Raw genomic sequence first — 13,309 nt, 5'->3', positions numbered from 1 at the left:
TATAAATTTCCATCGGAGGGAAATTTTATTATCAGTGATGATTTCATATTTTTACTCTATATAATAGTTATCCCTTTTTGTTCAAGGAATAGTAATTAATCTAGTGTAGACAAGTAAAAGGTAAAGTCGAAAAAAATAGTTATCAACTGGGGTTCACGTCTTGGGTGTTTTTTTACCTTGCTAACGGTAAAAAAAGATTTTATTAGTATTTTGAAATTATAGATAATATCTATAGGATGTGTATATTTTTTTACTTTGTAGAGAGGAGTGGATGATTGATTTCATATAAATGATCTTACTTTTGCTAGCAATATTTTTTGTGAAGGGGCCTGAGCTAACTACATATCTTTTTCTACAGCTGTACTTTGCAGAGAATTTATAATCAAGTAGTTTGTTTTAGACGATTATTTATAACGTTCTTTTTATCCAAAAAGATCGATGATGAAATGTATTGTCAAAAAATAAGAGAGAGGAGAGAAACTTTGAAAGCAAAAAAAATAAGGATTATCGCTGCATCGTTTCTGTTGTTTCAACATGTGTTGATGCCTTCAGTAGTAATGGCTATAGAAAATGAACCGACAGCTAGTGCAGAGATTACACAAGAACAACCAGAAAGCGACTTGTCTGGAGCAACAACCGAAATGGTCGAAGAACAAGAATCAATGATTCACGAAGAGCTACCAGAAGTACCGAAGGAACCTGAACCACAAGCAGAAGTAACAGAGGAGTCCCTAGAGACAGTGGAACCACAAGCAGTGCCTCCACTTGATGAAAGTCTTTTATCTGGCTATTTAGGGCGATTGAATTTGTCTACAGAAAATGTTAGAGAGTTGACTAATCACGGTAGAAGTTCATATCTAGAAAATATCTTACAAAATGCAATTAATCGAACAATCGATTTAAATACAGCTGCAGGTTCATCCACAACATTCGCAGTTACTGTACCGACTCACTCTTTAGTTGAAAGAATCAATGGCAGTAATGGATGGATTTCGTCAATTGCGACTGACAGTCCTGCAGGAATGCCGGACGAATTTTACACACAGATGTACTACGGCAATCATTCGACCCACCAAAATACTTATAATTTGAATAATATAGTATCAAGTAATTCAGCTATTGAGGTTTCTGCAACAGTGACAAAGAATGCTAACTATACTGCAACCATCAATTTCACAGTTACACGAACACAAACAGGGAATACAGCGATATCATTAGATATTCGTGGAAATGTAGTGCTAGGTTCAACGGTTGTCGCAACGCAGTTTCCGAATATTGCTACACCAAGGAAAGTGATGGAGCTCAATTATACAGGGGAAACAATTGCACACTTGACTATCAATCCGGTTGCTTCAGTGGGTGTTTATGAAAATGTGACTGTTCAGGCGACGAGAAGTCAGAGTCTTCCTCAATCAGTCATTCAAGGCTGGTTCCATACATTACCGAGTACAGGTAGTTGGAGTTATTCCACGGTTAGTTTGGGAGACGGCTGGTATCCTGGTTACAGTAATAGAATACCAGTGTATCTTCAGGATAACAATTCGACCGCAGGTCCTACACAATTTTGGACAAACGCAACAGTCGTAGATACCGAAGCTCCTACTGGAACAGCAAAAACGACGTGGACGTCCATTCAAGCGAATCGACATCGCGATTTCACTCAAGAAGAGCTCCGATCCGCAATAAATACACTTAGTGATAATTGGACATATTCAGAAAACATAAAGGTGACTTATGAACGGAACTTATCCGAGTTAAGACCAGGTACATCTTATCAAGATGGCTTTACCATTACGGATGAATCGTTAAATGCTGGCTATGTTTCACCAATAAGAATCGCTATTGTTGATACATTAGCCCCAACAGGAACAGTACAAACAGAGACAATCGATCTTTCTGAAGTGACAACAGAGATTCCTTCGCGAACAGATCTCATGCAGTTTTTAAATGATGATCTTGATGATAACTGGACCTTACCAGAAAATATCATCATTCAACTCGTTGACGAAAATGGTACAGTGATAAACTTACAAAATTTAGAATCATCAGATGCTATCCAGACAGGTTATATTCGTTTAGAAGATGAGCGAGGAAATCAGTCAAACTTACAAGAAGTCAAATTTACACTAGATAACGAAGGACCGACAGGAAATGTCGTAACCCAACCTGTCGATTTCCAAGCACGAAGAAAAGATGAATTGACGAGAGACGATCTATTACAGTTCTTTACTGAAGACCCATTGGATAATACGACGGCCTCAGATCAAATCGATCTTTCTTTGCGGAATGATTTAGGAGAAATTGTGAGTATCGTCAATGTTGCACCTTCGATGACCGTCTATGATGCAAAAGTCCGTTTACAAGATATCCGAGGCAATCAGACAGAATATCCTGTGAACTATCGAGTGATTGATACGCAAGCGCCGACAGGAAGCGTCAAAGGAACTTGGACCGTTTTTGAGGCCGATCGTTATCGAGATTTTACTCAAGAAGAGTTGCGTTCCTTGATCAATGATTTAGCGGATAATTGGTCAGAGTTAGAAAATATTCAGTTAGAAAATCACCGACACTTGTTTGATTTATCTCCTAATTCAACGAATTCATATCATCCGACGGACATCACTGCAACCGATGAAGCGGGGAATAAGTATACCTTTAGTAGAACAATGCCGAAGATAGTCGATACGACCGCTCCAACAGCCAATTTTAAAAATGAAGTCATCGACTTTTCGAGTCATACAGCTAATACTTTTTCACGAACAGACTTGTTGCAGTTCTTAAATGGAGATCCTAGTGATAACTGGACATTGCCACAGAATATTGTCATTGAATTAGTGGATAGTGAAGGCAACGAGTTTGAGTTAGATGATTTAGAATTCAAGGAATATACCGGTTACATCCGGTTGACGGATGGACATGGGAATCAGTCAAGTCCTCACGAAGTTAAATTCAAAGCAGGAGACAACGAAGGACCGACAGGAAATGTCGTAACCCAACCTGTCGATTTCCAAGCACGAAGAAAAGATGAATTGACGAGAGACGATCTATTACAGTTCTTTACTGAAGATCCATTGGATAATACGACGGCCTCAGATCAAATCGATCTTTCTTTGCGGAATGATTTAGGAGAAATTGTGAGTATCGTCAATGTTGCACCTTCGATGACCGTCTATGATGCAAAAGTCCGTTTACAAGATATCCGAGGCAATCAGACAGAATATCCTGTGAACTATCGAGTGATCGATACGCAAGCGCCGACAGGAAGCGTCAAAGGAACTTGGACCGTTTTTGAGGCCGATCGTTATCGAGATTTTACTCAAGAAGAGTTGCGTTCCTTGATCAATGATTTAGCGGATAATTGGTCAGAGTTAGAAAATATTCAGTTAGAAAATCACCGACACTTGTTTGATTTATCTCCTAATTCAACGAATTCATATCATCCGACGGACATCACTGCAACCGATGAAGCTGGGAATGAATATGTCTTTAAAAATACCATGACACGGATAGTAGATACCACAGCACCCGACGGAACATTAAAAGATCCATTGGTGTTCACAAAAGGACAAACAGCACCAGATGCTCGTGAATTTCTAGATGGGGATCCAACGGATAATTGGTCATTGTCACCAGGTATTCAAGTCGAAGTTGCGTATGAAAATAATGCCGCATTTGCAGATTTAGCGGTAGGCGATCATGGTGTAACGATCACCTTAACAGACCAAGCGGGCAATGTTCGGACACTGAACAGTCAAGTCACGATTCTAGAAGATACGTCCGAGTACATTGATGTGACGATTCCTGTGAACGTATCCTTTGCAGAAAGTAAAGAAAGCAATGGTATCGTCTCACCAACATATCAGATCCAAAACAATGCGGAACGTGCGGTCCAAGTGTCAGTGAGTTCGGTCGTTAGTCAATCCGCTACGGAAAAACTAACAGAAATCGATCTTGGGGTAAAAAACAATTTGAATGACAATCAAGTCATGTTGATCTCATCAGGAAAAAACCTCAATAACCGCAGAGAATTAGGAACGATCGAAGGGCATAGTGCTTCTTTCTCCTTCTCATTATTTGGCACAGTTGGTGAAAACTTTGATTTTGAAGGCTTGGATGATCCCTTGAATCCAATCTACAGTATGCGTTTGAATTTCCATGCGCAGTAATTGATAAGAAGAAGTTGCACAACTGTGTGACTTCTTTTTTGTACGTAATCTTATAACTATTTTCCTAAGCGATACGGAAAAATCTATTTTGAAAAGAAAGCGATTTCATTTTATAGTGAATATAAGAAATCCAATTAAAAAATTAGAGGAGTGATCGTAATGAAAAAAGCATTGATTATTTGTGCCGCAGGAATGTCTTCTTCGATGATGGCATCAAAAACAACAGAATATTTTAAAGGAAAAGGGGAAGAAGTATTTGTTGATGCGGTTTCTGCAACTGAAGGGGACAACCAAATCAAGACAAGTGATTTCGATTTGTTCTTGATCAGTCCTCAAACCACAATGTACTTGGATAAATTTGTTAAACTAGGAAAAACAGTAGGGAAACCGGTCGTAAGTATACCATTCCAAGCGTATGTTCCTATCCCTACAGGTATCCAAAAATTAGCGGAGCTGATTGAGGAAAATATATAGACGAATAGGGGAAGATAATAATGAAACAAACAGAAAAAGAGTTATTGCGGCAATTGATTGATCATCAAGGAGAATACCTCACGAGCCAGTACCTCGCTTCTGAATTATTATTATCTGACCGTACGATTCGCAACTATTTAAAAACATTGAATGAAGTGATCGAAAACAATGGCGGAAGACTCATCGCCAAGCAAGGGCAAGGGTATCAACTAGAGATCAACAACAAGCTTGCTTTTGCCCTGTTTTTAAAGCAACGAGAAGTAACTGTCGAATATGGTGATCAGGTGACTGAGTTTTATGATTCAGAAGATCGAAAAAAGTACATTTTAAATAAACTACTTTTGGAAGATCGCGCAATTGTGATCGATGATTTGGCAGAAGAGTTATATATCAGCCGTTCGAGTTTAGTGAATGATATCCAAGAAATCAAAGAGAAGATCGCCGAATATTCGTTGAAAATTGTGTCGAAACATAAGCAGGGAATGTGGATCGAGGGTCAAGAACAGGACAAGCGACATGTGATCATGGATACCTTTTTTGGAAATAAGTATACCAATTCTTTAAAAGAATATCTCGGTAACAGTCAATTTTTCAAGGAAATCAATTTTGAAGAATTAGTGATCGTCATCTTGGACGAGATTCGTGAATCCAAATTGAAGGTGTCCGATTTTGTGATACAAAATTTAGCGTTACATTTAGCATTGGCAATCAAGCGAATGCGAGCTGGTTTTGAGATACAAGTACCTGAAATCACTGGAGAAGAAATCCATGAGACCGAATATCAAGCAGCTAAGAAGATAACCAGACGGATCGAGTCTATAATGAATGTTCGTTTCCCAAAAGATGAAATTGCTTATTTAGCGTTACATTTGATGGCTAAATCGAATCAAAACCATAAAAGGGAGAATCAGAAGTTAGTGACAGAGTTAATGTCAGTTCTTAAAGAGTTAGCTCAGGTTCTGGGGCAGTCCATCGTCGAGGATTATCAATTCAGGAATGGCTTACTCAATCATTTAGAACCGATGCTGGTTCGCTTAGAGCGAGGAATCGCTCTGGAAAATCCTTTAACAAAAGAAATCAAAAAAGAAGATCCGAGAGCATTTGAATTAACCAAATACTATTTTGGTCAAATGCCTTCGCTGAAAGGTTATAAAATCAATGAGGATGAATGGGCGTATTTAGCGCTTCATTTAATGGCAGCAATTGAAAAAAATAAGGTAGATTGTAAACTACAGGCATTGATCATTTGTGCGACTGGCTATGGAAGTGCGCAATTGCTAAAGAATCGAGTATTGAGTGAATTTGGAAAAAATATTGCAGTGAATCAAGTGAAAGGCTATTACGAAATCGATGAACAGTCGTTAAAAAATGTTGATTTGATCATTTCTTCCATTGATTTATCAACGATGTTTTTCAAAGTCCCTGTTCTTCATGTCAGTGTTTTCTTGAATGATCAAGATGTTCAAAAAATCCGTAAAGTGATTGAAGAACATCGCCCAAGTTGTTTCGTGAAGCCCCAAGAAACTGTCTCACTCATGAAAGAAAAGAGGGCATTTTACGAAGAGCAGATTTCAAAAAAATGGTTTAAAGTCTATTCTTCAGCACCAACAAAAGATCAAGTGATCGCTGAATTGTTGGCACTTTTACAAGAAGATGAAACGGAGAATTATACGTCTGAGATGTCTCACCAAATCGAACGTCGTGAGAAAATGGGGCAAATCATTTTCAGTGAACAAGTAGTTGTCCCGCATCCAGCGATCCCAGTGGGGGTTACTGCTAAAATTGCAGTGGGGATCATTCCTGATGGGATGGCATGGGATGAACAAGGGGCGCTCCATTTTGTCTTTCTAGTCTCTCCTTCTTGTATCGAGAATGAAGGAATCACTGTTGTAACGAAGGCAATCGTAAAATTTATTGATCGATTGGATCTACAGCAGCTGATTTTAGCTGAACCAACGTTTGAAAACTTTAATCAACAATTTATGAAAATGATTTACTAAGGAGGCGTCTTGATGACGGAGAAAATGACGAGTGAAGAGCTCCAAGTGACCGCATTTGATATTATTTTTCACAGTGGCAATGCACGAACATTGATCCACGAGGCATTTGCTTTGTTACGAGCAGAAAGCTTCACAGAAGCTGAAGAAAAGCTAAATGAAGCGAATCAGGAGATTTTGGAAGCCCATAGGTCACAAACGCATTTATTGAAAGAATATGCAAGTGGGCAAAAGATCGAAATGGAAATCATCATGGTCCATGCGCAAGATCATCTGATGACGACGATGACTTTGTTGGAAGTGGCAAAAGAGATGAGTTACTTATATCAAAAATAAACAAGAACGGAGGTGGGAAAATGAGTGAAGCTGAGAAAAAACAACGGGAGTTAGAGAAAAAAGCATTTAGTTTGAAAGTCTTATATTTTAATCGCTATTTGATCATTCGCTATTTGACAGCTGGTTTCTTTTTTACCAATCTTTACTGGCTGGTTTCCTTACTCCTTGCGAGTAGCAAGATGTTTTGGTTACCATTAGGGCTATTATTCTTTCTTTTACCAGTCGTCGCAGAACAAGTGGCACTCTATCGTACACATAAAAATAATGCAACGGTTACTCGAACTTATTTCCGATTGCAAGCGGTAACCAATGTATTTCTCCTATTAGCAGTATTTTCACCAGGATATTCTCAATTGTTTCCTTTTATGGCGGATGGTTCAAATGGACAAGCATTGATTCTGTTTGTGATTGCTAGTGGGCTACTGATCTGTCTGTTTTGTCAGCGACGCTTGAATAAAATCCATGCAAATACGGATCGTCACTATCAACGAATCAAAGAGTATGAACGTGTAGTACATTTTGGAAAGGGGAGTAAATAGATGTTTGATTTTCTACAGAAATATTTGATGGGACCGATGGGGAAAGTGGCACAATTCAAGATCGTACGCGCAGTAATGGCTGCTGGGATGGCGTCGATTCCCTTTACGATCGTAGGTTCGATGTTTTTAGTTTTGAATATTTTACCGTTACCATTTCCGTTTTTAGAAGGATTTTTCAATGCAACTTTCTTTAAAGTCAGCGACTTGTATATGATCGTCAATACGATGACGATGGGGATATTATCTATTTATTTTGCTATTGTATTTGCTTATGAATTAACGTCGATCGAAAGAGATGAACAAGCACTGAACGTCAATCCTTTAACTGGCGCGCTATTATCTGTTTTTGCTTTCTTCATGTGTATTCCAGAGTTGATCATTTCAGACGGAAAAATCAGCTTGATCTCTAGTATGACCGATGCAGAAACTGTGGTTAGTGGGGTACGTATGGGCGCATTTGTCGAACGTCTGGGTACGTCAGGCATTTTTACCGCCATCATCATGTCTTACATTGCAGTTGAGTTGTATTGTATGTGTGTGAAACGTAACTGGGTCATCAAGATGCCAGATGTTGTACCACCTGGGGTTTCACGTTCCTTTACCGCATTGATCCCAACGTTTGTGATTGCCTTTGTGGTGATGCTTGTCAACGGCACATTAGTTGCGTTAGGAACAGATATTTTCAAAATGATCGCTATTCCATTTGGATTTGTAACAGAATTGACGAATACGTGGATAGGGATCATGATCATTTATTTCTTGATCCACGCATTATGGATCGTAGGGATTCATGGGGCGAACATTATTACCTCATTCTTGACACCAATCGTTTTAGCGAACATGGCAGCGAATGCCCAAGGTGCAAATTATCCTTTAGCCGGCGAATTTAATAACTCTTATGTAACAGTTGGTGGTTCTGGGGCGACATTAGGATTAATTATCTTTATTGCTTTTATGGCAAAATCCGATCAGTTAAAAGTATTAGGAAAAGCTTCATTAGTACCAGGGATTTTCAATATCAATGAACCAATCATTTTCGGGATGCCGATCGTTTATAATCCTTACCTGGCAGTACCGTTTTTCTTAGCACCGATGGCATCCGCATCATTAGCATACTTTGCCATCAAACTAGAAATTGTTCGACCAATGTTAGCCCAAATGCCTTGGCCTTCACCGGTAGGGATCGGCGCCTTTGTTGGTAGTGGAGGTGACTGGAAAGCCGCTGTCTTAGCCGTCTTATGTGCGATTCTCGGCTTTATCATCTGGTTGCCATTCATCAAGTTTTATGACAATAAATTATTGACTGAAGAACAAGAAAAAGCCGCAGAATTAGCAAGAGAAGGTTCAGTGGCGTAGTGATTCAAAAGAAAACTCAGTTGCCATTCGTTAGAGATGGTAACTGAGTTTTTTAGTGAGTTGTTATGAAAAAAGAAAAGCCTATATATGTTGAATAATGAGAAAATTGGGGGAAGCTTGTAAAAAATAACCTTGTATACAAAAAAATAGATATCTATTAGTCAATAGAACCTACGAAGTTACTTCTAGAGGGAGAACACTATCAAAGTAAGGCAAGGGAATATTAGAAAACAGTTGCTCCCCCTCTTAAAGAAAGCCACGATATTTCAATTGCCAGTAGAGTCAAAAGCGTAACATTATAAAAATAAGGAGAATAGCCTGGTTCATATATGGACAGTCATAAAAAGATGTAAAAATGGTCGATGGCAACTCAATGATGCTTGATATTTATATCAAATAACAGAAAAAAAAGAACAAATATGTGGGAAATCCTCCGTATACTAGACACAAGTATGAAATAAAGAGGTTTAGAAAAAGGAGGACAAGTAAAAGAAATGAAAGAAACAAATCCAATAAACAAAAAAACTTGATTATCTATACAAGCAAAGCCGATGATTCGAAATGACAGTCTCTCGATAATTTAAAAGCAAAGGCTCATACAAAAATATTGAAAGACAAGAATCCACAGAAAAAATCATTCACTTCCCCTCACGTCAAAAATCATGGAACTAACCAACTAAAAAAGCCAACTCATCATAAAAAAGGAAAGCTCATGATGAGTTGGTTTTTTAGTTGTTGTTAAGTGTCTAAATTAGAAAATCTGCTTTTTCTGTAAATCAATCATTGTTCAATCAAGCGTTTTGCTATGTCATAGTCACCTTCATAAGGTTCATCTACGCCACCGACTTTTTGATAGGCATCCACGCCTTTACCAGCAATCACAACAGAGTCTTCTGGCTGGCTTTCTGCTAATGCTAGTTGGATCGCAGTCGGACGGTCCATTTCATAATGAACAGCAAGTGCTGTATTTGTGATCGCTGCATGGATTTCTTCTGCAATTTTTTGTGGATCTTCAAAAGCAGGATCATCTGCGGTCAAGAAAACGACATCGGCTGTTTCTGACAAGACTTCTCCAAAGTCTTGTCTGCGGGAAATCGCTTTGTTTCCTGGACTTCCTAGAACGACGATCACACGGCCATTAGGATGCTCACTCTTAGCAAATGCTAATAATGTTTTTAAACTTAAATAGTTATGGGCATAGTCAACATATATATGGGAGCCGTTTTTATGGGTCAACTGATCCATGCGTCCGGGAACCCTAGCTTCTCTTAGTCCTTGTTGGGCATCTGAAATCGAAGCACCCGCTAATGTCGCTGCAATGATTGCGCTAGCTGCATTTTCTTGATTAAAGCCACCAGCTAATTTGATCGTATATTCTGCTTCAACAGGTAATTCAGAACCATGTGTGATCAATTCGAACGCTTGCGTTTGATTTTCTAAACTTTTCACTTGAACGTCTGTAGTATCTGCTCGTCCGTAAGTGATGGCAGGAATACCGTGGACTTGTCCTGTTTCCACTAATAAATCAAAGTAATCACTTTCACGATTTAAAATCACTTTTTTTGAATTTAAGATCAACTGACGTTTGCAATAAAAGTAATCATCAAACGTCGGGTGTTCGATCGGACTGATATGATCGGGTGAAATATTTAGGAAAATCCCGACATCTAAAGTGAGTCCATAAACACGTTGCGTTTTGTAGGCTTGAGAAGAAACCTCCATGACAAGATGTGTCATACCGTTTTCTACTGCTTCAGCCATCATGCGATACAAGTCGAGTGATTCCGGTGTTGTCAGATTAGATTTGAAAAAAGACTTGCCGTCTAATGTGGTATTCATTGTTGAAAACAGGGCAGTTTTATAGTTAGTCGTATGGTCTAGAATGGCCTTGGTAAAGTATGCAGCGGTGGTTTTACCTTTAGTCCCAGTAAATCCGATGACTAGCATCTTGTTTTGTGGATAATCATAAAAAGCCATGGAAAGAATTGCCATTGCTTTGCGAATATCGGTCACGATTATGCCACAAGCTTCGTTCTCATAAGGTTCTTCAGCCACGTAGTAATTAAGCCCTTGAGCAATTGCGGCAGTTAAATACTCTTCTTTAAAATTTAATCCTTTACAAAAAAATAATGTCTCAGCATCGACCTGACGTGAGTCATAACTTAATTTCTTGAATACTCTATTTTCTGGAGCATACAGATGCCACCCCTGTGGTGATACAAATTCTTTTAACAGATTTTCTTTTAACAATAAGTTGCGGATATCTTCTAAGGAGAAGCTCATTGAATCATCCCTCACTTTGTATTTATTTGGTTTATTATAGCATATTTTTTGTTACGTATTTTCGTGAACAGACGATTTAAGTAAAAATGAAAATTAGTTGACAAGATCAAAAAAATAGGCAGGCCGAAAAATAGGAAAGGACCTAAAAATAGATGGAGATAATTCATTACAGAAATCCCAATATATTAAAAATAATAAAATAAATAGAAAGCAACTGAGAAATTAAGCGATCTTTTTCACATTTTAATTTCGTTCGGTGAATGAAGATGTTAAAACAGAAAATACTCCCTTGGTAAAAAAATAAGCCAGTTTCCAAAGAATGAGGATAGAGAACAAGAGCATTCTGTAATCAAAATAAAACAGTTATTATGTAAAGACTTTAACTGATATAAAATAAAAAAAGCCGATAAAAAGATTGCTACTTTGTGGATTTACACTTAAAATATGAGTAATGTTTTGAAGAAAGTTGGAATCTGATCAATGACTAATCAAAGAAAACCAGCAGTAGAAAATTTGACAGTTCAAGAGAAAATGGCTAGAGGTTCTGCTTGGATGACTGCAAGTAATATGATCTCTCGATTACTGGGCGCAGTCTATATTATTCCTTGGTATGCTTGGATGGGCGAAAATGCAAAGGCTGCCAATGGATTATTCAATATGGGGTACAATATTTATGCGTTATTCTTAATGATTTCAACTGCGGGGATTCCAGCTGCCATTGCGAAACAAACCGCACGTTACAATTCATTGAATGAATACGGGACGTCTCACCGGTTGTTTCTACGAGCAATGCAAATGATGGCTGTTTTAGGGGTGTTTTTTGCAGGATTTATGTATTTTGCTTCGCCTTGGTTAGCTCGTGCCTCTGGTGGTGGGGAAGAATTGATTCCAATCATGCGCTCATTAAGTGCAGCACTATTAGTATTTCCTTGTATGAGTGTTATTCGAGGATACTTCCAAGGGAATCAGGAAATGATGCCTTATGCACTTTCGCAAATCGTTGAGCAGATTGCGCGCGTATTTTATCTGTTGCTTTCTACATTCATCATCATGAAAGTCCTGTCAGGGGACTACGTAACTGCGGTGACCCAATCGACTTTTGCAGCATTTATTGGGATGATCGTCAGCTTGGCTGTCTTATTATATTTTTTGAAGAAACATCAAGCGTATACAGCAGCTCGTGTGCAGTACAGTGAAAACCAAGTGACCATTGCCACGAAAGAATTATTGTTGGATACGATCAAAGAAGCGATTCCTTTTATCATCGTAGGATCAGGGATCACGATTTTTAAATTAGTCGATCAATTTACATTTATTAAAATCATGTCGGATACCACTGAATATTCCAATGCCCAATTATTGGATCTTTTTTCAATTTTCAGTGCGAATCCTGACAAGTTGACAATGGTCGTCATTGCTTTAGCGACGTCGATTGCTGCGACAGGTTTACCTTTGATCACGGAAGCGGTAACGATCAAGGATCGTCGTGGACTAGCAAAATTAACAAGCAGTAATTTACAGTTGTTTTCCTTTATTATGTTTCCTGCAACGTGTGGTGTGATGCTCTTGGCATACCCTTTGAATACTTTATTTTATACACCAGATCAATTAGGAAGCCAAGTATTGATCCAAGCAAGTTTTGTCGGTCTTTTTCTAGGACTTTATATGCTTGTATCGAATATGCTTCAAGGGATGTTTGAAAACAAAGCGGCGATCCAATACTTACTGGTTGGGTTTCTCGTAAAATTAGTCTTGCAGTATCCAGCAATCCGTATTTTTGAAGTATATGGACCATTGCTCGCAACGATGATTGGTTTTATCGTTTCTTGTTCACTGATACTAAAGAAAATCCATCAAGTGGCTCGCTTCAATCGGAAATTTGTATGGCGCCGCACCTTATTGATTTTTATTCTTACTCTGTTGATGCTCCTTGCAGCAGGGCTGACGAAAATGATTTTCGGGATGTTCTTGAGCCAAGACAGTAAGTTCCAATCACTAATATTAATTGTTTTAGTCGCCGGAGTGGGTGGTTTGGTTTATACGTATCTGGCACTGAAGCTTCGTCTCGCAGATAAGTTATTAGGACGTCAAGGGATGATTCGTTTACGCCGACGGTTACGTATCAAATAAGACAGGCATTGCTTGAAAAGGGGACAAT

General features: G+C 38.5%; 8 protein-coding genes. 7 read left to right on the top strand and 1 reads right to left on the bottom strand.

The window, feature by feature from the left end; all coding sequences use genetic code 11:
• Nucleotides 1-482 precede the first annotated feature (482 nt).
• The 6 genes from IGJ99_RS13060 (at nucleotide 483) to celB (ending at nucleotide 8,868) form a co-directional block, all read left to right on the top strand.
• Nucleotides 483-4,166 carry a hypothetical protein gene (locus IGJ99_RS13060; RefSeq protein WP_438770880.1) on the top strand — a complete coding sequence of 1,228 codons (3,684 nt, stop codon included), beginning with the start codon at nucleotides 483-485 and terminating at the stop codon, nucleotides 4,164-4,166.
• Nucleotides 4,167-4,325: 159 nt separating this feature from the next.
• Complete coding sequence (locus IGJ99_RS13055) at nucleotides 4,326-4,640, top strand: PTS cellobiose transporter subunit IIB (RefSeq protein ID WP_010734143.1); 315 nt, start codon at nucleotides 4,326-4,328, stop codon at nucleotides 4,638-4,640.
• A 20-nt stretch (nucleotides 4,641-4,660) separates the two neighbouring features.
• Nucleotides 4,661-6,640, top strand: coding sequence for a BglG family transcription antiterminator (locus tag IGJ99_RS13050; protein WP_438770879.1), 1,980 nt, complete (start codon nucleotides 4,661-4,663; stop codon nucleotides 6,638-6,640).
• A 12-nt stretch (nucleotides 6,641-6,652) separates the two neighbouring features.
• On the top strand, nucleotides 6,653-6,973 hold the full coding sequence (locus tag IGJ99_RS13045) for a PTS cellobiose transporter subunit IIA (protein ID WP_137072931.1): 321 nt from the start codon (nucleotides 6,653-6,655) through the stop codon (nucleotides 6,971-6,973).
• 20 nt (nucleotides 6,974-6,993) lie between these two features.
• Complete coding sequence (locus IGJ99_RS13040; protein ID WP_409173642.1) at nucleotides 6,994-7,512, top strand: hypothetical protein; 519 nt, start codon at nucleotides 6,994-6,996, stop codon at nucleotides 7,510-7,512.
• Nucleotides 7,513-8,868 (top strand): PTS cellobiose transporter subunit IIC, encoded by a 1,356-nt coding sequence (gene celB / locus IGJ99_RS13035; RefSeq protein ID WP_023520478.1) that lies wholly within the window; start codon nucleotides 7,513-7,515, stop codon nucleotides 8,866-8,868. It begins immediately after the preceding gene.
• A 780-nt stretch (nucleotides 8,869-9,648) separates the two neighbouring features.
• Here the strand turns inward: celB and IGJ99_RS13030 are convergent.
• Nucleotides 9,649-11,151, bottom strand: a complete 1,503-nt coding sequence (locus IGJ99_RS13030) for a UDP-N-acetylmuramoyl-L-alanyl-D-glutamate--L-lysine ligase (RefSeq protein ID WP_010734148.1) — start codon at nucleotides 11,149-11,151, stop codon at nucleotides 9,649-9,651.
• A 480-nt stretch (nucleotides 11,152-11,631) separates the two neighbouring features.
• Here IGJ99_RS13030 and IGJ99_RS13025 point away from each other — a divergent pair, with 480 nt between their 5' ends.
• On the top strand, nucleotides 11,632-13,281 hold the full coding sequence (locus tag IGJ99_RS13025) for a putative polysaccharide biosynthesis protein (protein ID WP_010734149.1): 1,650 nt from the start codon (nucleotides 11,632-11,634) through the stop codon (nucleotides 13,279-13,281).
• Nucleotides 13,282-13,309 lie beyond the last annotated feature (28 nt).

The sequence above is a fragment of the Enterococcus sp. AZ095b genome, from assembly GCF_051714725.1.
GTDB lineage: Bacteria > Bacillota > Bacilli > Lactobacillales > Enterococcaceae > Enterococcus_B > Enterococcus_B pernyi.
This window is presented reverse-complemented; position numbering and strand designations above follow the sequence as displayed.

Coding starts and splice junctions, on each gene's coding strand:
- IGJ99_RS13055 (WP_010734143.1), top strand. CDS start 4,326: ATGAAAAAAGCATTGATTATTTGTGCCGCAGGAATGTCTTCTTCGATG.
- IGJ99_RS13050 (WP_438770879.1), top strand. CDS start 4,661: ATGAAACAAACAGAAAAAGAGTTATTGCGGCAATTGATTGATCATCAA.
- IGJ99_RS13045 (WP_137072931.1), top strand. CDS start 6,653: ATGACGGAGAAAATGACGAGTGAAGAGCTCCAAGTGACCGCATTTGAT.
- IGJ99_RS13040 (WP_409173642.1), top strand. CDS start 6,994: ATGAGTGAAGCTGAGAAAAAACAACGGGAGTTAGAGAAAAAAGCATTT.
- celB (WP_023520478.1), top strand. CDS start 7,513: ATGTTTGATTTTCTACAGAAATATTTGATGGGACCGATGGGGAAAGTG.
- IGJ99_RS13030 (WP_010734148.1), bottom strand. CDS start 11,151: ATGAGCTTCTCCTTAGAAGATATCCGCAACTTATTGTTAAAAGAAAAT.
- IGJ99_RS13025 (WP_010734149.1), top strand. CDS start 11,632: ATGACTAATCAAAGAAAACCAGCAGTAGAAAATTTGACAGTTCAAGAG.